Here is a 22,886-nt window from a genome sequence, read left to right on the forward strand (position 1 = left end):
GATGAGTTCATTCATATTTTGCAGACTGGAATTAAGGATACCTCATGAAACGAGAGGGGATTTTAAAGCACATTCCGTGGATGCTGCTGGGGATACTCGGCGCAGCCTGCCTCGGCGTGGTGGCGCTGCGCCGCGGCGAACACATCAGCGCGCTGTGGATCGTCGTCGCTTCGGTGGCGGTGTATCTGGTGGCCTACCGCTACTACAGCCTGTACATCGCCACCAGGGTGATGAAGCTGGACGCCGGCCGCGCCACCCCGGCGGTGGTCAACAACGACGGCCTCAACTACGTGCCGACCAACAAGAACGTGCTGTTCGGCCACCACTTCGCCGCCATCGCCGGCGCCGGGCCGCTGGTGGGGCCGGTGCTGGCCGCGCAGGTCGGCTACCTGCCCGGCACGCTGTGGCTGCTGGGCGGCGTGGTGCTGGCCGGGGCGGTGCAGGACTTTATGGTGCTGTTCATCTCCTCGCGCCGCAACGGCGCCTCGCTCGGTGAGATCATCAAAAAAGAGATGGGGCCGATACCGGGCACCATCGCGCTGTTCGGCTGCTTCCTGATCATGATCATCATCCTGGCGGTGCTGGCGCTGATCGTGGTGAAAGCGCTGGCGGAAAGCCCGTGGGGGGTGTTCACCGTCTGCTCCACCGTGCCGATCGCGCTGTTTATGGGCATCTACATGCGCTATCTGCGCCCCGGCCGCGTGGGTGAAGTGTCGATCATCGGCATCGTGCTGCTGGTGGCCGCCATCTGGTTCGGCGGCGTAGTGGCGCACGACCCGTACTGGGGCCCGGCGCTGACCTTTAAAGACACCACCATCACCTTCACGCTGATCGGCTACGCCTTTGTCTCCGCCCTGCTGCCGGTGTGGCTGATCCTGGCGCCGCGCGACTACCTGGCCACCTTCCTGAAAATCGGCGTGATCGTCGGGCTGGCGATCGGCATCGTGATCCTCAACCCTGAGCTGAAAATGCCGGCGGTGACCCAGTTCGTCGACGGCACCGGCCCGGTGTGGAAAGGCACCCTGTTCCCGTTCCTGTTCATCACCATCGCCTGCGGCGCGGTCTCCGGCTTCCATGCGCTGATCGCCTCCGGCACCACGCCGAAGCTGTTGGCCAATGAGACCGACGCGCGCTTTATCGGTTACGGCGCGATGCTGATGGAGTCCTTCGTCGCCATCATGGCGTTGGTGGCGGCGTCCATCATCGAGCCGGGCCTGTACTTCGCCATGAACACCCCGCCGGCGACGCTGGGCATCACCATGCCGGATCTGCACCGCCTGGGCACCGAAGACGCGCCGATGATCATGGCTTCGCTGAAGGACGTCACCGTGCATGCGGCGGCGGCGGTCAGCTCCTGGGGCTTCGTCATCAGCCCGGAACAGATCCTGCAGACCGCCACCGACATCGGCGAACCTTCGGTGCTGAACCGCGCCGGCGGCGCGCCAACCCTGGCGGTGGGCATCGCCCACGTGTTCCACCAGATCATTCCGGGCGCCAACATGGGCTTCTGGTACCACTTCGGCATTCTGTTCGAGGCGCTGTTCATCCTGACCGCGCTGGACGCCGGCACCCGCTCCGGCCGCTTTATGCTGCAGGATCTACTGGGCAACTTCGTGCCGTTCCTGAAGAAAACCGACTCGCTGGTGGCCGGCATCGTCGGCACCGCCGGCTGCGTCGGGCTATGGGGCTACCTGCTGTATCAGGGCGTGGTGGATCCGCTCGGCGGCGTGAAGAGCCTGTGGCCGCTGTTCGGCATCTCCAACCAGATGCTGGCCGCCGTGGCGCTGGTGCTGGGCACTGTGGTGCTGATTAAGATGAAGCGCGCGCAATACATCTGGGTTACCGTGCTGCCGGCGGTGTGGCTGCTGATCTGCACCACCTACGCGCTGGGCCTGAAGCTGTTCAGCGACAACCCGCAGCTGGAAGGCTTCTTCTTCCTGGCCGGCGAGTACAAGCGCAAGATCGCCGAAGGCGGCGCCGAGCTGAGCGCCCAGCAGATCGCCAACATGAACCACATCGTGGTGAACAACTACACCAACGCCGGGCTGAGCATTCTGTTCCTGCTGGTGGTGTACAGCATCATCTTCTACGGGGTGAAAACCGCGCTGGCGGCGCACAAGAACCCGAAACGCACCGACCAGGAAACGCCTTACGTGCCGGTGCCGCAGGCCGCGCCCGCCGACGGCGTAACTGAGGGGGAGGTCAAAGTTTCGACCCAGCATTGATGTGATTTAACGGATACCCTGCATAATGAAATCAGTTATGCAGTACCGACATGAAAGCTAACCGGTACCCAAAGGATTTCGGGCCGCAGCAAGGCGGCAAGTGAGCGAATCCCCAGGAGCTTACTCAAGTAAGTGACTGGGGTTCGGGAGTGCAGCCAACACCGCTGCGGTTCGAAAGACGAAGGGTAAGCAGGGTATTTGGGAGTAAGAAACTATGTTCGGAAATCTCGGCCAGGCGGGGAAGTACCTCGGGCAGGCGGCGCGCATGTTGGTGGGCGTGCCTGACTACGATACCTACGTCCAGCACATGAAAGACAACCACCCGGACAAGCCGGTGATGACCTATAAAGAATTTTTCCGCGAGCGCCAGCAAGCGCGCTACGGCGGCGACGGCAAAGGCGGCATGCGCTGCTGTTAACCCGCAGTCACAAGGATCCGTATGAAACCCATTGCAGTCACCATCCTGACCGGCTTTTTGGGCGCCGGCAAAACCACCCTGCTGCGCCACATCCTGAACGCCGAACACGGCTATAAAATCGCGGTCATCGAGAATGAGTTCGGCGAAGTGCCGATCGACGATGCGCTGATCGGCGATCGCGCCAGCCGCATCACCACCCTGAGCAACGGCTGCATCTGCTGCAGCAAGTCCAACGAACTGGCGGACGCGCTGCTGGATCTGCTGGACGGCGTCGACAGCGGCCAGCTGGCGTTCGACCGGCTGATCATCGAATGCACCGGCATGGCCGATCCCGGCCCGATTACCCAGACCTTCTTCTCGCACGAGATCCTGTGCGAGCGTTTCCTGCTGGACGGCATCATCACCCTGGTGGACGCGGCGCACGCCGAGCAGCAGCTGAGCCAGTTCAGCATCGCCCAGGCGCAGGTGGGCTACGCCGACCGCCTCCTGCTGACCAAAACCGACGTGGCGCCGGACTGCGAGGCGCTGATCCAGCGGCTGCAGCGGATGAACGCCCGCGCGCCGGTCTACCAGGTGACGCACGGCGACATCGATCTGAGCGTGCTGTTCGACATCGAAGGCTTTACGCTGAACGACAAGCTCAACCTGACGCCGCACGCCCCGCTGTTCCGCCTCATCCCGCAGCCGCAGAGCGACATCCGCTCAATTGTCGTGACGCTGGAACGCCCGCTGCCGCTGATGCAAATCTCCGAGGTGATGGAAGGCCTGCTGCTGGAATACGCCGACAACCTGCTGCGCTACAAAGGCATACTGTCCATCGAAGACGAGCCGCGCCGCCTGCTGTTCCAGGGCGTACAGCGGCTGTATAACGCCGACTGGGATCGGGAATGGCTGCCGGAGGAAGAGCGCAAGAGCACCTTGGTATTTATTGGCGTGGATCTGCCGGAGGAGGAGATTCGGGGAAGGATTGGGGGGGTTGGGGTAAGATAAACCATTCCCCAGGCCAACACGGCCCATATTCAGCAAACTCAAGGATGAACGATGGCAAACAACGTGATGATAGTAGGATTAAAGGCGCTTAACCTGTGCGCGAGCGCCTATATCGTCATCAAACTGAGCACGGTGTTAGCCATCGGCATCATGTTTCTTATTGTCTCTTACGCCGGCGTGGAGGACGTTGGGCTGTCCAATCTCCTCGCCGGGGCGCTCATCATCCTGCCGCTGTTGGTCGTCGTCGGTGGCACGCTTATCGTCTGCGCCGTCGCCGCCTATCTCAACCTAAAGGCGCCCTATCGTAAAAAAGCGCTGTTCTTTAGCCTGCTGTTGGGCAGCATTTCTGCGGTTGGCCTGCTGCTGCCCTACACACGCGAGTTCGCGCTATCCACGGCAGCCGCCAGCGCCCTGGCATTGGGCAGCGCGCTGGGGATTTTTGCTTTGTCGAAGAGGCGGGTTCAAGCGTTGTAGCGCCTGAAAAAGACGGGTACGCGATTATGCCTTTCCCCAATACGGCCCCGCCGCCACCGACTCGCGCTCGATCAGGCTGGCCGGGAAGCTGGGGCGCTTGCTCAGCTCGCCGCCGTCCAGCATCGACAGCAGGCGGTTGATGGTCTCCTGGATCATCTCGGTGACCGGCATCTTCATGCTCGACAGCGACGGCACGGTATAGGGCGCCAGCGGGATGTCGTCGAAGCCGATGACCGATACCGCCTCCGGCACCGCCACGCCGCGCTCCGCCAGCCGCTTCATCGCGCCGATGGCCATCTCGTCGTTGCCGGCGACGATAGCGCTGAACGGTTGCCCGCCGGCCAGCAGCGCATCGACCGCCGCCACGCCGCTTTGCGCGTGCCATTTCCCCTCGACGATCAACGCCTCGTTAACCGCGATGCCCTGCTGCGCCAGCGCGGATTTGTAGCCGGAAAGCCGCTCCAGCCCGGTGGGGGAATCGAGCGAGCCGGTGATAAAGGCGATGTCGCGATGGCCGCGCGCGATCAGGTGCGCCACCGCCGCCGCGCCGGCGGCGTGCTGATCGCTGAAGATGCAGTAGCTGTCGTTCAGCCGCAGCCGCCGGTTGATCACCAGAATCGGCTGGCGGTGTTGGGAGACGATCTCGTCCATTTCCGCGATCGACAGAAAACGCGGATAGATGATCACCCCGTCGCAGCGCAGATCCAGCAAAAACTGAATGGCGGCCCGCTCCTCTTCCGCGGTGTGCTTGCCGTCCGCCAGGATCAGTTGGCGGCCGTTCGCCTCCATGATGCGCGCCGACTGCGCCATCAGTTCGCTGAAATAGTTGCCGCTGTAGAGGGTGTTGGTGACCACCAGGCCGAGGGTTTGGGTGGTGTTGGTCGCCAGGCTGCGCGCCAGCAGGTTGGGCCGATAGCCGGTTTCCGCGATGGCTTTTTCCACCAACGCGCGTTTCTCCTCGCTGACATAGCCGCTGCCGGACAAAACGCGCGACACCGTCGCCTTTGAAACGCCGGCCTTTTTCGCCACCTCGAGTATCGTTGCCATCTGTGCGCCGCCAAAATCCATGGGTTCAGCGCAGTCTACCCAAGACGCCCGGCGTTTGGAACGTTTTCACGCCCCTGCACAGCGGTATGCGCTCACCCCTAACGATCCAGATCACGAAAACGAAACGCCAAAAACCATAGTTCTTGCCAACTATAAAACACCAATACATGATTTTGTGAAACCGGTTTCTTATGGGCGTTTCATACGGATGGAACGACGGATCGCCCAGGCAGTAAATATTCGCCTTTGGGCTATCCGAATTGCTATCTGAGAGACGACACGCCATGCCGAAGAACTACGCAGAGATCTCGCACGCCATCGTGGCCGCCCTGGGCGGCGCGGGCAATATCGAGGCCGTGACCCACTGCATGACCCGCCTGAGATTCGTAGTGAAAGACAAAGCGCGGATCGACACGCCAACGCTGAAGGCCATCGACGGCGTGCTGGGCGTGGTGCACAGCGGCGAGCAGTGCCAGGTGATCATCGGCAACGAGGTGGCCAAAGCCTATCAGGCGGTGCTGGCGCTCGGCATGCCGGGCGCAGCATCCCCCGCCGCCCCGGTGAAGCGCAAGCTCACCCTGAAGGGCATCGGCGCCGGCATTCTCGACGCGCTGGTGGGCACCATGTCGCCCCTGATCCCCGCCATCATCGGCGGCTCGATGGTGAAGCTGCTGGCGATGATCCTGGACATGGCCGGCGTATTCGAGAAAGGCTCCTCGACCCTCGTCATCCTCAACGTGATCGGCGACGGCGCGTTCTTCTTCCTGCCGGTGATGGTCGCCGCCTCGGCGGCGCTGAAGTTCAAAACCAACATGTCATTGGCGATCGCCATCGCCGGGGTGCTGGTGCATCCCAACTTTATCGATCTGATGGCCAAGGCGGCGCAGGGCCAGGCGGTGGAATTCGCCTTCATCCCGGTGACGGCGGTGAAATACACCTACACGGTGATCCCGGCGCTGGTGATGACCTGGATCCTGTCGCACATCGAACGCGGGGTGGATCGCATCACCCCGGCGGTGACCAAGAACTTCCTCAAGCCGATGCTGATCGTGCTGATCGCCGCGCCGATCGCCATTCTGCTTATCGGCCCGCTCGGCATCTGGATCGGCAGCGGCATCTCTGCGCTGGTCTACACCGTGCACGGCTACCTGGGCTGGCTTTCCGTGGCCATTATGGGAGCGATTTGGCCGCTGCTGGTGATCACCGGCATGCACCGGGTGTTTACCCCGACCATCATCCAGACCATCGCCGAGACCGGCAAAGAGGGCATGGTGATGCCTTCGGAGATCGGCGCCAACCTGTCGCTGGGCGGCGCTTCGCTGGCGGTGGCGCTGAAAACCAAGAACCGCGAGCTGCGCCAGACCGCGCTGGCCGCCGCCGCCTCCGCCATCGTGGCGGGGATTTCCGAACCGGCGCTGTACGGCGTGGCGGTACGCCTGAAGCGGCCGCTGATCGCCAGCCTGATCAGCGGCTTCGTCTGTGGCGCGGTCGCCGGCATCGGCGGGTTGGCCAGCCATTCGATGGCCTCGCCCGGGCTGTTCACCAGCGTGCAGTTCTTCGATCCGGCCAACCCGATGAGCATCGTGTGGGTGGTAGCGGTGATGGCGCTCTCGGTGGTGCTGTCGTTCGCGCTCACGCTGATGCTGGGCTTCGAGGATCTGCCGGAAAACGCCGCCGCGCCCGGCCAAACCGCACCGGCGGCGAACGCCGCCAGCGCAACGCATTGAGACACCAGAGGATTGCATGTCCGATTCAACATTCCCTAAAGGATTTTTATGGGGCGGCGCTTTGGCCGCAAACCAGGCGGAAGGCGGCTATCGCGAGGGCGGCAAAGGGCTGACCACCGTCGATATGATCCCGCACGGCGCCAACCGCATGGCGGTCAAACTCGGGCTGGAGAAGCGCTTTAGCCTGCGCGACGACGAGTTTTATCCCAGCCACGACGCCATCGATTTCTACCACCGCTACCGCGACGACATCGCGCTGATGGCGGAGATGGGCTTTACCGTGTTCCGCACCTCCATCGCCTGGAGCCGGATTTACCCCAACGGCGACGAGCTGGCGCCCAACGCCGAAGGCATCGCCTTCTACCGCAGCCTGTTCGAAGAGTGCCGCCAATACGGCATCGAGCCGCTGGTCACCCTGTGCCACTTCGACGTGCCGATGCACCTGGTGACCGAATACGGCTCCTGGCGCAGCCGCAAGATGGTGGAGTTCTTCACCCGCTACGCCCGCACCTGCTTCGAAGCCTTCGACGGGCTGGTGAAATACTGGCTGACCTTCAACGAGATCAACATCCTGCTGCACAGCCCGTTCTCCGGCGCCGGGCTGGTGTTTGAAGCGGACGAAAACCCCGAACAGGTGAAATACCAGGCCGCGCACCACGAACTGGTGGCCAGCGCGCTGGCGACGCGCATCGCCCACGAAGTGAACCCCGCCAACCAGGTGGGCTGCATGCTGGCCGGCGGCAACTTCTACCCGTGGTCCAGCAAGCCGGAAGACGTGTGGGCCGCGCTGGAGAAAGACCGCGAGAACCTGTTCTTTATCGACGTGCAGGCGCGCGGCGCTTATCCCTCCTACGCCGCCCGCGTATTCCGTGAGAAAGACGTCAGCATCGTCATGGAACCGGAAGACGCCGACATCCTGAAACACACCGTCGACTTCGTCTCCTTCAGCTACTACGCCTCGCGCTGCGCCTCCGCCGACATGAACGACAACAACAGCAGCGCCGCCAACGTGGTGAAATCGCTGGTGAACCCGCACCTGCCGCGCAGCGACTGGGGCTGGGGCATCGATCCGCTGGGGCTGCGCATCACCATGAACATGATGTATGACCGCTACCAAAAACCGCTGTTCCTGGTGGAAAACGGCCTGGGCGCGCACGACGAGTTCAATGCAGCAGGCGAGATTGAGGACGACTACCGCATCAGCTACCTGCGCGAACACATCCGCGCCATGGCCGACGCCATCGCCGACGGCGTGCCGGTGTTGGGTTACACCACCTGGGGCTGCATCGACCTGGTGGCCGCCTCAACCGGCGAAATGAGCAAGCGCTACGGCTTTGTCTACGTCGACCGCGACGACCAGGGCAACGGCACCCTCACCCGCACCCGCAAGAAATCGTTCTGGTGGTATAAGAAAGTGATCGCCAGCAATGGGGAGGATTTGGGGTAGGTTTGGGTCGGAGGCTAGGAGGGTTGGGCGCTGGTGGTGAGATTAGCGTGGGGGACGGAGGACTTCCAACCTAAGTTGATTGCCTTCCTGCCGCACAGCAAATTCGGCGACGAATTCACGCGCAGAGGGAAACTCGCCCGCCTGCTGTTTGTTGAGGGAGACCAGCTTCGCGGAGAAATGGTATTGCTGCCCCGGCGTAAATACGTAGCCCTCATCAGGGACGCACTGATTGGGGGCGACATCCCGCAGCGGATCGAAGAATTTGAACGTGCGGCTCTGCGCCTCATCCAATCGGTAGATCGAGATGCCCGCGAGCTTTTCGTCTCCCAGCGGCTGAACGGTGATACATACTTTGCCCTCACGCAAGCCGGCGGTTGCGGGGTAGTCTACGGGGATACGATCGCCTATCGACGGGCAGCCGGCGAGCAGGAAGGGGAAAGTGAGGGGGAAGATCCGTTTCATTTTGTCCCTACGTTATCTGCTGCCCTGTGTGATATTTTCAATTTCGTAAACACCATTGAGCTTTGTCACTTTGAAGTGAGCAATAAAGGCCCTGCCGGAAACATCCTGCAGGTTTCTGCGCTTCTCAATCGGCACAAAATTTAGCCTCATGCTATAGGTATGATTTTCCTGAAATGGGTAATCGTTCTGCGTAACGCAAATGCCCTTTTTAAGATCCTGATTCCCCACCTCAATCAATTTCTCATCAGCATCACCCGTGAGATAGAGCGTATCTTGCCTTTCGTTTTCCTTTGGTGAAGGATAGATACAGATGTCTCCATTCTCTTTAACATGGGCGGCGATAGGGATATCCGGCGCATAGCGCTGATCGAGACGATCGCCTACACAGGCGCTTAGCAAGGTCACACCAACAACGGCACAGAACAGTCTCGCCTTCATAACCAATCCTCTTACTTGTAAGGAAAACCGACTAACACTTTCTCATATTTTTCTTTTACTTTTCTCACATCGGCATAGTCATTACCGTTGTAAGTCACTTCCTTGCCGAAGCGGTTTCTCCAAACAGCATAACCTGAAGAGGTCAACAAATGATAATCAGCAACGATCTGAGCCTGTTGCTCCATAGCGTAGTTCTTTAGGAGTTTGGAGCCATCCAGTTCATAACTGTAATTTGCCAACCAACTGTAGAGGCCTCGGGTCTTAACCCACATACCACGCTGGTATTGCCAAACATGAACCATTTCATGGATGAAAAGATGTTTATGACTATACCCTTCCTTTGAGAAATCGGGCACGTACCAGTCTCTAAAATACAGCTCACCATTGGGTGACATCGCAGTGTTTCGATTTTGTAAGCCAAAGGGGAAATAGCTATCGTGATGAACCCAGACTTTCCCATAAATAATTGAACCACCAAATACCGACTTCGCAAGGCCGATCTCCCCGGAGGTTAATAGCCTTAAAGCCCCCTCTTTCTTTTCCATCGTAGTGCATCCCTGTCATTATTTTAAAAAACTCACTACCGCGAGTATTAAAAAAGAGGTTGATAATAGCACCCTAGGTACACAGGATAAACATTCAACCATTCTTTTTACATTCATTCACCTCAACGTATTTCGTGACAACAAAATTCACAGATTTAATAATTCATTTAGCAAATGAATTATCCTAACTGATTAGCCTGAATTAAAATTTAATAACTGCGATCTGCATTCCAACCTCATGAGTAAACAGCCTGTAATTCCATACGGCTTATTTTTTCCTTTTACTGATAACGTTATAGTTTTTCTGCTGCGGCAAAATCCGCAGCCGGAGTTAGCGTTCCGAATCTGACATATTACCGCTGTATTATGTAATAATGCAGCAGCTTTAGTTCACTCCAAATAATGGTGGCTCAGGCGGGGGCTTCGCAAGAAGCGCCGGTTCGTATGTCCCGGTGACGCTAACCCCGTCTGGGCTACCACCCGAGTTTAGCGTCTCTGGTGATAGTCATTAACCAATGACATACGGAGATGCCCCCATGACAAAGGTTCCCACTACAGAATCCGTTGAAAGCACCCTTATCCTCTACCGCCAACTGTTTAACCACCTCGATCTCAGCGCTTTTAACCCTTCAGAACTTTTAGACCTGGCCGCACTCTCTGCCGAGCAAGCGGAAGGGCTGTGCCACGGCCTGATGCTGTTTGGTCACTTGCTGCAAAAGCACCCACAGTTGGATACCGAAGGCTGGGAGCAGATGAATCGCTATCTCAATGCTACAGCGCATCTGGTTCCTGCGTTGTGTAACCTTTATGGGCGTGCGTTGCGGGAGATGGAAGCCTGCGGCTAACGTAAATGGCAATCAGGGCGATGCCTGCACTCGTCGCCCTTCCCACTCAGGATTTCCAATAGATCTGAATGACATGTCACAACAAAAACATTCATCAAGGTAGGCATTTCCTCCCCTACCTGGCATAGTTAACGCATTCGGTAAATCGATGAGTTAACTGCTGGGTATTGATGCATACTGCTCTCGTCAGCAAGCACATTGCTCAGAGCCAACTCGGCAATGTGAGGGAGTGGTTTTGGCAACTGCAATAGAGGCGTTATCTTCAAAAGAATCCGTTTTAAAAGCCATCGAAGAATATAAGAAACTTGGCCGAGATGAATTCTTAAAACAACATAAAATTAAGCGATTTAAAAAACACACCCTTCTTTATAATGGCGAGAAGTACGATATACGAGGCATTGCCGCTAGAGCATACAGTGAGCAGCATGGCTATCCGTTTAAGGGAATCAACGCCGATAGCGGAACAGAAAAAGCCATCCAATTTCTCAAAGAGCTCGGTTTTGAGATCGTCGAAACGCCACATCCTTTTGACTATTTAACCGAAGGCAAACTATACACACGCAAAGCGCTTATCGAGCTCTACGGCGGGCAGTTGCAAGGCGGTATCTGGACCCCGCGGGAATTCCCGGTGATCTTTATCTTCACCGGAGAAAGCGGTGAAACCTACGGCTACAAAGATGGATGGACAGCCGAAGGCAGCTTCTCTTATACGGGAGAAGGCCAGAAAGGCCCTATGGAATTTATTCGGGGTAATAAATCCATCCGCGACCATAAAAAAGACGGCAAAGACATCTTCCTGTTCGAAGACAACAAGAAAGAAAAAGGCGTCCGCTATCTTGGCATGTTCGAGTGCGACTCTTGGGATCACATTCAGTGCTTAGACTTCGAAAATAACATGCGGCAAGGCATTACCTTTAACCTTTTCAAAGTCTCGTCACTGCATGCGTTTGAAGAAGAAGCAGACACCGATGAAGCCGATACGCAGACAGAGACGCTCGAACAGTTACGCAAGAAGGCACTGCAGTCCTCAAAGCAATCAGGCCAGCGCCAACAGAGCGACAGCAAAAAATCCTGGTTCAAACGCAGCGAAGACGTAAAAAAATACGTGCTGAAGCGCGCCAATGGTATCTGCGAAGCCTGCAACCAGCCGGCACCATTCAAGAAAAGGAACGGCGAGCCCTACCTTGAACCCCATCACACTAAACGCCTAGCCGACGAAGGCCCCGATCACCCGCAGTGGGTGGGCGCCATCTGCCCCACTTGCCATCGACGGATTCATAGCGGGGTGGATGGGAAAGAGGTGAATAAACAGCTGATGGTGAAGTTGGAGATGAAAGAGGCCGCTATCGGTTAAAAGTTGCCGACAACAGCGTGCTACCTGTCAACTTCAAAACCGGGTTTGTGCAGTATCATAGGAATAATAAAGAATAACAGGGAACCTCAGCATGTCAGTACCTACCTACGACCAATTCATCGAGCCAGTGCTTCGCTTTTTGGCAACCAAGCCCGAAGGCGCACTTGCTAGAGATGTGCAAGATGCAGCAGCAGACATACTCAACCTAAACGAAGAACAACGGGCAGAGACCATTGCCAGCGGCCAATTGGTTTATAAGAACCGTACCGGCTGGGCTCACGATCGTTTGAAACGTGCTGGGCTCTCGCACAGCTTATCCAGAGGCAAATGGTGCTTAACCGCCAAAGGCATCGACTGGTTAAAGCAGCATCCAAACCCGCTTACTGCAGCAGAAGTCGAGCATCTCGCTTTGGCTTATACCAACGTCAAACTTCAACAAAATAGTGATGCGGTGGATTTGGACCCGGTTACAGAACCTCTTCTCACCGAAGCAATGTTAACAAATAGCCCAGACGATCGCCTGGAACAATCAATCAAAGAGATCCGCGATGCGGTTGCAACTGAACTGCTGGAGAATCTGAGCCAGGTATCTCCAGGCCGCTTCGAGGTCATCGTGCTGGATGTGCTGCACCGTTTAGGCTACGGCGGCCACCGCGATGATTTAAAGCGTGTCGGAGGCAGCGGTGATGCGGGGATTGATGGCGTAATTTCTTTAGACAAGCTCGGCTTAGAAAAAGTGTATGTGCAAGCCAAACGCTGGCAAAACACCGTAGGCCGCCCTGAGTTGCATGCATTCTACGGTGCACTTGTGGGACAAAAGGCTAAACGGGGAGTATTCATCACGACCTCTGGTTTTACTAAGCATGCCGTTGCCTACGCGCAATCAGTAGAAGGCATGGTACTTATCGACGGTAACCGACTAGTGCATCTGATGATGGATAATGAGGTGGGTGTCAGCTCAACGTTACTGAAGGTTCCTAAACTCGATAGCGACTACTTCGACCAGTGATCCCCTTGCAAAATCGGTAATTTCTTAGAGGTCGAGCACATATCTCCTGGCCGATGTGTGGCCATGCCGTATTTTGTCCCTTTAGTTGGCTTATGTCGTTTAAGATTGCTCTGCTTGCGGGTATGATTTTGCGATACACATTCCAAATGACTAGTTCAGATTTAGCGTTTCTTGAGGATTTTCATGAATAACAACGAGCAGCTTTTCTTAAACGAGCTGGATAACAAATTTTGGAAGGCCGCCGACAAGCTGCGTGCCAATATGGATGCCGCCAACTACAAGCATGTAGTCCTGGGGCTGATCTTTCTAAAATATGTTTCCGATGCCTTCGAGGCACGTCAGCAGGAGCTGATCACTTTGTTCCGCGATGTTGGCAACCCGGACAACATCTATGCCATGTCACGCGACGATTACGATTCTGATGAAGAGTACGCTCAAGCGATCCAGGAAGAACTAGAGGTCGAAGATTATTACACCGAGAAAAACGTCTTCTGGGTACCCAAAGCCGCACGCTGGGAAACGCTGAAAAACAAAGCCATGCTGCCGACCGGGACGGTATTGTGGGTCGATAAGACCACAGGCCAAGAAATTAAACTGCGATCAGTCTCTTGGCTTATCGACAATGCGCTGGATGAAATTGAAAAAACCAACCCAAAACTGAAAGGTATTTTGAACCGCATCAGCCAATTCCAACTGGGCAATGAGGTTTTGACTAGTCTCATCAACACCTTCTCCGACGCAAACTTCAGCAAACCGGAATATAATGGCGAGAAGCTCAGCTTAAAAAGCAAAGATATTCTTGGACACGTTTACGAATATTTCCTCGGCCAGTTTGCACTGGCGGAAGGCAAGCAAGGCGGGCAGTACTACACACCAAAAAGTATCGTTACGCTGATTGTCGAAATGCTGCAGCCGTATAACGGGCGCGTGTATGACCCGGCAATGGGTTCCGGTGGGTTCTTCGTCTCTAGCGATCGTTTTATTGAAGAACACGCGGGTGAGAAAAATTACAATGCCGCTGAACAGAAGCGCAATATCTCCGTATACGGCCAGGAGTCTAACCCTACCACCTGGAAACTGGCGGCGATGAACATGGCGATCCGTGGTATCGACTTTAACTTCGGTACGAAAAACGCCGATACCCTGCTGGACGATCAGCACCCGGATCTGCGCGCCGATTTCGTGATGGCTAACCCGCCATTCAACATGAAGGAGTGGTGGAACGCTAAGCTAGAAAACGACGTGCGCTGGAAGTACGGCACACCGCCGCAGGGTAACGCTAACTTCGCCTGGATGCAGCACATGATCCACCACCTTGCGCCGAAAGGCTCGATGGCGCTGCTGCTGGCCAACGGTTCAATGAGTTCTAACACCAACAACGAAGGCGAAATCCGTCGTAACCTGATCGAAGCCGATCTGGTGGAGTGTATGGTGGCGCTGCCGGGCCAATTGTTTACTAACACCCAAATACCAGCCTGTATCTGGTTCCTGACCAAAGATAAGTCTGGCGGCAACGGAAAAGCACACCGCAAAGGCGAAGTGCTATTTATTGATGCCCGCCAGATTGGCTATATGAAAGACCGCGTACTGCGTGATTTCACTCGCGAAGATATCGCCAAAATTGCCGATACCTTCCACGCCTGGCAGGCAGATAAGGATTACGAAGACGAAGCTGGGTTCTGCTTCTCTGCAACGCTGGAAGATATTCAGAAAAACGACTTTGTACTGACCCCAGGACGTTATGTTGGTGCAGCTGAGCAGGCAGAAGACGATGAGTCATTTGCTGAAAAGATGGCGCGGCTGACGGCACAGCTTAAAGCTCAGTTGGAAGAGAGTGCGAAGCTGGAAGCGCAGATTAAGGCGAATCTGGGAGGACTGGGTTATGAGTTTTGAAATGACGCAACTCCAATCAATTTGCAAAAAAATTGTCTCAGGGGGAACACCCAAGAGCACTAACCCAGACTTTTATAACAATGGGGCTATTCCTTGGATAAAAACAAAGGAAGTCAACAATAATAGAATTCATGTCTCTGAAAATCACATTACGGAGCTTGGTCTTAAAAATTCCTCAGCAAAAATAATCCCTGCAAACTCGGTAATTATCGCAATGTATGGGAATGGAGATACTGCTGGTAGAGTGGCGATAAATAAAATACCGGTATCAACCAATCAAGCCTGTTGTAATTTAATTATAGATAACAACAAAGCAGACTATCGCTATGTTTTTTATTTTCTCCGCACACAGTATCAGCGTTTAGTTAATTTGAAGAATGGAGGGGCACAGCAGAATCTTAATGCAAAAACTATTAAAGAATACCCTTTCCCTTGTGCTCCACTTCATTTTCAGCATATGGTGTCTGATATTCTAGAGGATCTTGATGACAAAATCATACTTAATCAATGTATCAACCAAACCCTCGAACAAATGGCACAAGCCCTGTTCAAAAGCTGGTTTGTCGATTTTGAACCAGTAAAGGCCAAAATCGCAGCGCTGGAAGCGGGTGGTTCTCAGGAAGACGCGACGCTGGCGGCCATGACGGCGATTTCCGGGAAAGATGCTGATGCGCTGACGGTTTTTGAGCGTGAATACCCAGAAAAATATGCCGAGTTAAGAGCCACGGCAGAGCTGTTCCCGTCCGCGATGCAGGATAGCGAGTTGGGGGAGATTCCTGAAGGATGGTCTATTAAATCATTAGATACAATCGCAACATACCAAAATGGATTAGCGTTACAAAAATTTAGGCCAGAAAATGAAAGTGACTTCCTTCCAGTTGTAAAAATAGCACAATTGAAGAAAGGTTTTGCTGATGGTGAGGAAAAGGCATCTCCTAATATAAAATCTGAGTGCATTATTGATAATGGGGACGTCGTCTTCTCATGGTCAGGCTCACTGATGGTGGATATTTGGTGCGGTGGTAAAGCAGCTCTTAATCAGCATTTATTTAAAGTTTCATCCACCAAGTTTCCTAAGTGGCTTTACTTTAAATATACTACTCATCACCTCAATGAGTTTCAGCAAATAGCTGAAGCAAAAGCAGTTACGATGGGACATATAAAACGAGAACATCTTTCCCAAGCTAAATGTGTCATCCCTGCATCTGATACAATTAACTCTTTTACGGTTTTTTTCGAACCATTAATAAACATGGTTATTTCAAACCGTCTAGAGTGTCAGCAACTCGAGAAAATCCGCGATATTCTCCTCCCTAAACTCCTCTCCGGAGAAATCATCCTGCCGGAAGCCGAGCAGGCAGTAAGCGAGGTGGAAAATGTATAAAGTCGATACACCCACTAACAGTCTGCACTCACTGCAGGAAGTCTCTTTCAGCAGCCTCGGTTTTACCGAGCGCTATCATCTACAAGAGTGGCTGGCACAAAATCCCCAAGCGCTAACTCGCGATAATAACGATGAACTGTTGATTATCCAGAAAGAGTTCGCCGGGTTTGACGATACCAAAGAGCGCCTCGACCTGCTAGCAATTGATAAACAGCGCAATCTAGTGATTATAGAAAACAAACTCGATGATTCCGGGCGTGATGTTGTCTGGCAGGCACTGAAGTACGCCGGTTACTGCGCCAATCTGCGTAAAGAGCAAATTCTCGATATCTTCCAGCGTTATCTCGACAAATATGAACAGGAAGAAACCCGTCCAGCGGCGGAAGTCATGGCAGAATTTCTGGAATGCGAAAGCCTGGATGAAATACAAATCAATCAGAGCCGTACCCAGCGGGTGATGATGGTAGCCGCCAGCTTCCGTAAGGAAGTCACCAACACAGCACTGTGGCTGATGCAGTTTGGCCTGCGGGTGCAGTGCTTTAAAGTTAAGCCGTACAAATTCAACGATGATGTGTTTGTCGATATTCGGCAGGTAATTCCGACGCCGGAAGCTGAATCCTTCATGATCGGCATGGCGCAGAAAGAGGCTGAAGAGCAGTCAACCAGCAGCGAATTGAAAACCCGACATCAGATGCGCAAAGCCTTCTGGACAAAGATGCTGGAGTGCCTCAAAGCCAGCTCCTGTAACGTGTATAACAATATCAGCCCCTCTACCGATCACTGGATCAGCGCGGGTTCCGGTATTAGCGCCGTGTCGTATAACCTGATTTTCAGTAAAAAAGAGATTCGGGTTGAGCTGTGGATTGCCAAAGCCTCCGCAGAGAGCAATACCTTTGCTTTTAACTGGCTGCATGAGCGCAAAGAGGCAATTGAAAACGCGTTTGGTCATGCGCTTAAGTGGGAGCCTCTGCCAGGTAAAAAATCCTGTCGAATTTCCTATGCCAGCCCGGCCATCAGCCTTGATGAAGCTAACTGGCCCGAGATGATCGATTGGCTGTTAGTAAACCTGACGGAGTTTGAAAAAGCGCTCGCTCCTTTTATTGCCCCACTGAATATGGCGCTCAAAGAGATTTCAAACGCGCCGGAAGAAATGGAAGAAACCGAGACAGAGGAAGCCTGATGCTAAGCGAAGACGATTTAGAACAGCAAAGCCTGCAGTGGTTTGCTGAACTGGGCTGGGAATTATTGCACGGACCGGATATTGCGCCAGATGGCAGTAATCCGCTGCGTGCTTCGTTCCACGATGTGTTTTTGCGCCCGTTATTGCTGGAACAGCTGCAAAAAATTAATCCGCATCTCCCGGTTGCCGTGCTGGATGAGGTGATATTGCGTATCGCCCATGCACAAAGCCCGGACCTAATCGTCAGTAACAAAGCCTTCCATCACCTGCTGCTCGACGGCGTGCCGATACAGTACAAGCAGGACGATAAGGTTATCCACGATAAAGCACTGTTGATGGATTTTAACCATCCGAAGAATAATCGCTTTACGGTGGTCAATCAGGTAGCCATCCAGGGGACGAAGCAAGTACGTCGCCCGGATGTCATCTGCTATATCAACGGTCTGCCAATAGCAGTTATCGAACTAAAAAGTCCCGTTGATGCCAATGCCGATATCTGGGCGGCATTTAATCAGTTACAGACCTATAAAAACGAACTCAGCGATTTGTTTATCTGCAACGAAGCGCTGGTAGTCAGCGACGGCTATAACGCCCGCATTGGTTCCCTTACCGCGAACGAAGAACGTTTCCTGCCATGGAAAACGCTGACCAATGAAAATGACAAACCTCTGTTTGAGTGGCAACTTGAAACGGTAGTTAAAGGATTCTTTAACCGTGAATTGCTACTCGACTATATTCGCTACTTCATCCTGTTTGAAAACGACGGTAAACGACTGATTAAAAAGATTGCCGCTTATCATCAATTCCATGCCGTGCGAGAAGCGGTGGCAGCGACAATTGTGGCCTCTACCGGCAAACACTTGCCGCTACGCAGCAACATCACGCCAGGCAGTAAAAAAGCGGGCGTAGTTTGGCATACTCAAGGTTCTGGAAAGAGTATTTCAATGTGCTGCTATGCCGGGAAGCTGCTGCAACAGGCAGAAATGAACAACCCGACCATCGTGGTAGTGACCGACCGTAACGATCTCGACGGACAACTTTATGCCACGTTCTGCCAGGCGCAAGATTTGCTTAAGCAGGAACCGTTGCAGGCGAACGACCGCGACCAACTCCGCGAGATGCTCAATGCCCGTGAATCAGGCGGAATTATTTTTACCACCGTACAAAAATTTGCCCCGCTGGACGGCGAAAAAACTCACCCAGCGCTCAATCTACGCAGCAATATCGTCGTCATTTCCGATGAGGCGCACCGCAGTCAATATGGCCTTAATGCCACGTTGGATCGCGAAACAGGCGCTTATAAGTACGGTTACGCCAAACATATGCGCGATGCATTACCCAATGCATCGTTTATGGGCTTTACCGGAACACCTGTATCTTCCGAAGATAAAGATACTCGCGCGGTATTTGGTGATTACGTCTCTATCTACGATATTCAGGATGCGGTGGAAGATGGCGCAACCGTGCCTATCTACTATGAATCACGTCTGGCAAAACTCGACCTTAACCACGAAGAGCTGGAAACGCTCTCTGAGCAAGTTGATGAGCTGGTCGAAGACGAAGAGACCGATCAGAAAGAGAAAACTAAAGGCGATTGGAGCCGCCTGGAAAAACTTGTAGGTTCTGAACCGCGTATCAATCAGGTGGCTGCCGATCTGGTTCAGCATTTTGAGGCCCGTAATGCCACAATGAATGGCAAAGCGATGATTGTTGCCATGAGCCGTGAAATCTGCGTGAAACTGTATAATTCATTGGTCACCTTACGTCCGGAATGGCACAGCGATGATGTTGAGAAGGGTGAAATCAAAATCATCATGACCGGCTCAGCCTCCGATAATAAATTCCTGCAGCCGCACATCTACAATAAGCAGACCAAAAAACGCCTTGAAGCGCGCTTTAAAGATCTCAACGATCCGCTAAAACTGGTGATTGTGCGCGATATGTGGCTTACCGGGTTTGATGCCCCCTGCTGCCATACCATGTATATCGACAAGCCAATGCGCGGACATAACCTAATGCAGGCCATTGCACGCGTTAACCGAGTCTTTAAAGACAAACCTGGCGGGTTGGTGGTCGATTACATCGGGATTGCTAACGAGCTGAAGCAAGCTTTGAAAACCTATACCGATTCAAAAGGTAAGGGGCAGACCACTATCGATGCTCATGAAGCTTTCGCTATTCTGCTTGAAAAGCTGGATGTGATTCACGGCATGTTTGCCAAAACACCAACCGCTGCCGGGTTTGATTACACTGGTTTTGAAGAAGTACCCCAACGGTTTTTACTCAAAGCTGCAGATTACGTGCTGGGCCTCGATGATGGTAAAAAACGCTTTTTTGATGTCGTACTGGCAATGAACAAAGCCTGGTCACTGTGCAGTACGCTGGATGAAGCCAAACCATTGCAAAAAGAGATAGCGTTTCTGTCAGCGGTGAAAGTGGCGATTATCAAGCTGACGACAACCGACAAGAAATTCAGCCAGTCAGAGAAAAACACGCTGCTCGGTAAAATCCTTGATAACGCTATTATTGCGACAGGGGTGGATGATGTGTTTGCACTGGCGGGGTTAGGAAAACCCAATATCGGCTTACTTTCAGAAGAGTTTTTAGAAGAAGTGCGTGAAATGCCTCAGCGTAATCTGGCCGTTGAATTGCTAGAGAAGTTGTTGAACGACGGCATTCATGCTCGCACAAAAAATAACGTAGTACAGGAGAAAAAGTATTCAGATCGCCTTAGGGCCGTATTGCTTAAGTACAATAACCGCGCAATAGAAACTGCACAGGTAATTGAAGAGCTTATACAGATGGCTAAAGAGTTCCAAGAGGCCATGGCACGCGACGATGCTCTAGGTCTCAATCCGGATGAGATCGCGTTCTACGATGCATTAGCAGAAAACGAAAGTGCTGTGCGTGAACTAGGTGACGAAACGCTCAAAAAGCTGGCAATTGAAGTTACCTTGAAACTGCGACAGTCCACTACGGTAGACTGGCAAGTACGAGAAAGTGTGCGTGCCAGACTGCGTATTTTGGTAAGGCAGACACTGCGTAAATATAAATATCCTCCGGATAAAACCGCAGGCGCCGTTGAGCTTATTTTGAAACAAGCCGAGGTTGTTTCGAATAATTGGACGATTTAAATTTCACTCGTAAAGGGAAGATGAAACTTCCCTTTATAAAATTCATAGATAAACTACTCATATTATCATATTAAAACCTAATACGGCTCCAACATAACCTCTTCACCTCGCTTCCACACAATAAACCCCGCCTCATAAGGATGCAAAGGCGTACTAACAATAACACTGTATCCTTCACCAGGGATAAAATCATACTCGCCAATGCCGGGCACGCACTTCCCCGGTTCCAATGCAACAGGCGTGTTTGCATATGACTTTTCATAGACATAATTATCATTGCCATACTTCCATATGGCTACCGTGAGAATGGACTCCTCTTTTTCCATGTCATTCTTATCGACAAAAACGCAGATCTTGCTACCGACAGTCGTTGCTTTTGCCGGGCGTAAATTGACCTTATCCCCCATAGGGCAACCGGAGATAAAAAGTGGAATAAAGAGTAAGAGGAGTTTTTTCATAGTGGCAGCCCTGCGCTTCTGATTATGGGTTGAAATTTTGACAATGTACTTCTGTCTACTATCCCTGAGTAATTCCTACCATATAAACCGATAAAATCGTTAACGCCAAATTTCTTAAGGTAGAAATAGTCTGCAATTATCGATGCTTGCTGCTCCATACTATAATCACGCAACAGCAACCGATCGAGCCGATATTGATAGCTCACCGCCCAACTGAGAAGCCCACGGGTTCGCACCCACATGCCTCTTTGATGCTGCCAGACATGCGCCATCTCGTGGATAAACAGGTGCTGTGCCAAATGATGCACCGTGAAATCAGATCGATATAAAGCCCTACGAAAGTACAACTCCCCATTCGGGCTCATCGCCGTGTACTGATTCTGCAACCCAAACGGCAGGTAGCTGTCGCAGTGAACCAACACGCTCTGATAGAAAATGGTGCTGCCAAACACTGAACGCGCCAGATTGATTTCGCCCGGTGTTAACGCCCGTGTGATCCCTTCCTGTTGTGGCTCCATCCTGGAACTCCTTGTTCCGAAAGGGTTCAATGAAACGCCATTTTATCCTTTAAGGTCAATCAGATAGACATTAGTAAAACATCAGGAAGATTCGGTTTTTACTGAAATGGGAAATACGTCAATACAGTGTAAAGTGGGTGCTGGCAGATTTCAGGCACAAAAAAACCACCTTTCGGTGGCTTCTTGTTCGCGCGGTACTTAATGGTGCCGAAGGCCGGACTCGAACCGGCACGTATCTCTACGGTTGATTTTGAATCAACTGCGTCTACCGATTTCGCCACTTCGGCACTGAAGTAGTATGCGGAAAACGGGTGCATTATACCTTCCCGCGATCCGTGCGCAAGAGTTATCAAGCATTCAATGAGTTAAATGTTGAAAAAAGCGTCACAATCCCCGTTTACCCTCTTATTGCGGCGTTTGCCGCATCTTCCTCCCACACTTTCACCCTCCTCGCAACAAAATCGCAGATCCGATCACAATTTCACCAAATGCTGATTTTAAAGCCATATGAAAGAGAATAAGGTGAACAAATAAAATTAAATGAAAACAAAAGAAGGATAAACGTAATGAATGAAACAACCAGACGCATGGCCAGGTTGATCGATCTGAGCGCAGTGCAGGCCACCAATACCGAGGAAGACGTGCGCCAATGCGCCGCGCTGGCCAGCCGCTATCGCATCATCTCGGTGCACGTGCTGCCGTGCTGGGCGCGTTTCCTCAGCACTTTGCTGCCGGAGCGCGGCCAGGCAGACGTGATGATTGGCGGGCCGGTCGGTTTTCCCGGCGGTGGGCAAACCACCGATCTCAAGGTGCAGGAGGTGCGCCAGCTGATCGCCGAGGGCGCGCGCGAGGTCGATATGGTGGTGAACATCGGTAAGGTGCTGTCGGGGGATTACGACTATGTGCGCGAAGATCTGCGCCGGGTAGTCGAGGCCGCCGCACCGGTGCCGGCCAAAGTCATTCTGGAGACGCACTATCTAAACGAGCAACAGATCCGTCGGGTGTGCGACATCGCGGTCGAGGTCGGCATGGTCTGGGTGAAAACCTCCACCGGCTGGGCACCGACCGGCGCCACGGTGGAGAAGGTGACGATCATCGCCGATCAGTTGCGTGGCCGCATCCAGATCAAAGGGGCCGGCGGCATTCGCGATCTGGACACGGTACGCGCGTTGTATCGGCTGGGCGTACGCCGCTTTGGCATGAGCGCGGCAGCTACCCAGCGCGTGCTGGAGCAGCTCGAACTGGATCCAGGCCTGTTCCCGGAACTGAACGATAACTAATCTTGCGCGATCCCAGCGCACGCTTCTGCGAGTGGCCCGCGCCATCCGCCACGGGAGT

General features: G+C 53.5%; 20 protein-coding genes and 1 tRNA gene. 14 read left to right on the plus strand and 7 right to left on the minus strand.

Annotation, left to right across the window (positions count from 1 at the left end; translation table 11 throughout):
• The first annotated feature begins 44 nt into the window (after positions 1–44).
• The 4 genes from ACP39K_RS14955 to ACP39K_RS14970 all read left to right on the plus strand — a co-directional run bounded on the left by ACP39K_RS14955 (position 45) and on the right by ACP39K_RS14970 (position 4,107).
• On the plus strand, positions 45–2,225 hold the full coding sequence (locus ACP39K_RS14955) for a carbon starvation CstA family protein (protein WP_497008618.1): 2,181 nt from the start codon (positions 45–47) through the stop codon (positions 2,223–2,225).
• 214 nt (positions 2,226–2,439) lie between these two features.
• Positions 2,440–2,643: a YbdD/YjiX family protein gene (locus ACP39K_RS14960; RefSeq protein ID WP_004953088.1), complete on the plus strand. Its 204-nt coding sequence runs from the start codon at positions 2,440–2,442 to the stop codon at positions 2,641–2,643.
• Positions 2,644–2,664: 21 nt separating this feature from the next.
• On the plus strand, positions 2,665–3,633 hold the full coding sequence (gene yjiA, locus ACP39K_RS14965) for a GTPase (protein WP_497008619.1): 969 nt from the start codon (positions 2,665–2,667) through the stop codon (positions 3,631–3,633).
• A 51-nt stretch (positions 3,634–3,684) separates the two neighbouring features.
• The gene (locus ACP39K_RS14970) at positions 3,685–4,107 is read left to right on the plus strand and encodes a hypothetical protein (protein WP_016929240.1); all 423 of its coding nucleotides are present in this window, start codon (positions 3,685–3,687) and stop codon (positions 4,105–4,107) included.
• 24 nt (positions 4,108–4,131) lie between these two features.
• Here the strand turns inward: ACP39K_RS14970 and ACP39K_RS14975 are convergent, their stop codons facing one another.
• The gene (locus ACP39K_RS14975) at positions 4,132–5,154 is read right to left on the minus strand and encodes a LacI family DNA-binding transcriptional regulator (RefSeq protein WP_243810819.1); all 1,023 of its coding nucleotides are present in this window, start codon (positions 5,152–5,154) and stop codon (positions 4,132–4,134) included.
• Between the two features lie 284 nt (positions 5,155–5,438).
• On the opposite strand from ACP39K_RS14975, the gene ascF reads away from it, so the two are divergent.
• Together ascF and ACP39K_RS14985 are read left to right on the plus strand one after the other, a co-directional pair.
• Positions 5,439–6,881, plus strand: a complete 1,443-nt coding sequence (gene ascF, locus ACP39K_RS14980; protein ID WP_194571161.1) for a PTS cellobiose/arbutin/salicin transporter subunit IIBC — start codon at positions 5,439–5,441, stop codon at positions 6,879–6,881.
• Positions 6,882–6,897: 16 nt separating this feature from the next.
• Positions 6,898–8,328, plus strand: coding sequence for a 6-phospho-beta-glucosidase (locus tag ACP39K_RS14985; protein ID WP_497008620.1), 1,431 nt, complete (start codon positions 6,898–6,900; stop codon positions 8,326–8,328).
• Positions 8,329–8,370: 42 nt separating this feature from the next.
• On the opposite strand, the gene ACP39K_RS14990 is transcribed toward ACP39K_RS14985, so the two are convergent.
• The 3 genes from ACP39K_RS14990 to ACP39K_RS15000 are packed head-to-tail and all read right to left on the minus strand — an operon-like array spanning position 8,371 to position 9,773.
• Complete coding sequence (locus tag ACP39K_RS14990) at positions 8,371–8,790, minus strand: putative T6SS immunity periplasmic lipoprotein (RefSeq protein WP_197769262.1); 420 nt, start codon at positions 8,788–8,790, stop codon at positions 8,371–8,373.
• A gap of 12 nt (positions 8,791–8,802) precedes the next feature.
• Positions 8,803–9,228, minus strand: a complete 426-nt coding sequence (locus tag ACP39K_RS14995) for a putative T6SS immunity periplasmic lipoprotein (protein ID WP_261425240.1) — start codon at positions 9,226–9,228, stop codon at positions 8,803–8,805.
• 11 nt (positions 9,229–9,239) lie between these two features.
• Entirely contained in the window at positions 9,240–9,773 is a 534-nt protein-coding gene (locus ACP39K_RS15000; RefSeq protein ID WP_048795350.1) for a hypothetical protein, read from the minus strand.
• A gap of 536 nt (positions 9,774–10,309) precedes the next feature.
• Between ACP39K_RS15000 and ACP39K_RS15005 the strand changes: the two genes are divergently transcribed.
• The 7 genes from ACP39K_RS15005 to ACP39K_RS15035 all read left to right on the plus strand — a co-directional run bounded on the left by ACP39K_RS15005 (position 10,310) and on the right by ACP39K_RS15035 (position 20,572).
• The gene (locus tag ACP39K_RS15005) at positions 10,310–10,618 is read left to right on the plus strand and encodes a hypothetical protein (RefSeq protein WP_497008621.1); all 309 of its coding nucleotides are present in this window, start codon (positions 10,310–10,312) and stop codon (positions 10,616–10,618) included.
• A gap of 229 nt (positions 10,619–10,847) precedes the next feature.
• Positions 10,848–11,972, plus strand: a complete 1,125-nt coding sequence (locus ACP39K_RS15010) for an HNH endonuclease (protein WP_497008622.1) — start codon at positions 10,848–10,850, stop codon at positions 11,970–11,972.
• Between the two features lie 91 nt (positions 11,973–12,063).
• A complete protein-coding gene (locus ACP39K_RS15015) occupies positions 12,064–12,981 on the plus strand; it encodes a restriction endonuclease (protein ID WP_049294769.1) in 918 nt (305 codons plus the stop codon).
• Positions 12,982–13,164: 183 nt separating this feature from the next.
• Positions 13,165–14,874: a class I SAM-dependent DNA methyltransferase gene (locus ACP39K_RS15020; protein ID WP_497008624.1), complete on the plus strand. Its 1,710-nt coding sequence runs from the start codon at positions 13,165–13,167 to the stop codon at positions 14,872–14,874.
• Positions 14,864–16,258, plus strand: coding sequence for a restriction endonuclease subunit S (locus ACP39K_RS15025; protein WP_497008625.1), 1,395 nt, complete (start codon positions 14,864–14,866; stop codon positions 16,256–16,258). The genes ACP39K_RS15020 and ACP39K_RS15025 overlap by 11 nt, the downstream gene beginning before the upstream one ends.
• Entirely contained in the window at positions 16,251–17,438 is a 1,188-nt protein-coding gene (locus ACP39K_RS15030) for a DUF4268 domain-containing protein (RefSeq protein WP_497008626.1), read from the plus strand. The genes ACP39K_RS15025 and ACP39K_RS15030 overlap by 8 nt, the downstream gene beginning before the upstream one ends.
• Positions 17,438–20,572: a type I restriction endonuclease subunit R gene (locus ACP39K_RS15035; protein WP_497008627.1), complete on the plus strand. Its 3,135-nt coding sequence runs from the start codon at positions 17,438–17,440 to the stop codon at positions 20,570–20,572. The genes ACP39K_RS15030 and ACP39K_RS15035 overlap by 1 nt, the downstream gene beginning before the upstream one ends.
• Positions 20,573–20,649: 77 nt before the next feature.
• Here the strand turns inward: ACP39K_RS15035 and ACP39K_RS15040 are convergent, their stop codons facing one another.
• The 3 genes from ACP39K_RS15040 to ACP39K_RS15050 form a co-directional block, all read right to left on the minus strand.
• Positions 20,650–21,030, minus strand: coding sequence for a putative T6SS immunity periplasmic lipoprotein (locus ACP39K_RS15040; RefSeq protein ID WP_497008628.1), 381 nt, complete (start codon positions 21,028–21,030; stop codon positions 20,650–20,652).
• Positions 21,027–21,548 carry a type IV secretion protein Rhs gene (locus tag ACP39K_RS15045; RefSeq protein WP_497008629.1) on the minus strand — a complete coding sequence of 174 codons (522 nt, stop codon included), beginning with the start codon at positions 21,546–21,548 and terminating at the stop codon, positions 21,027–21,029. Before ACP39K_RS15045 ends, ACP39K_RS15040 begins: the two co-directional genes overlap by 4 nt.
• A gap of 202 nt (positions 21,549–21,750) precedes the next feature.
• A tRNA-Leu gene (locus ACP39K_RS15050) sits at positions 21,751–21,835 on the minus strand.
• A gap of 279 nt (positions 21,836–22,114) precedes the next feature.
• On the opposite strand from ACP39K_RS15050, the gene deoC reads away from it, so the two are divergent.
• The gene (gene deoC / locus ACP39K_RS15055) at positions 22,115–22,828 is read left to right on the plus strand and encodes a deoxyribose-phosphate aldolase (protein ID WP_412072773.1); all 714 of its coding nucleotides are present in this window, start codon (positions 22,115–22,117) and stop codon (positions 22,826–22,828) included.
• Positions 22,829–22,886: the final 58 nt, after the last annotated feature.

It is taken from the genome of Serratia sp. EC4, assembly GCF_059652115.1.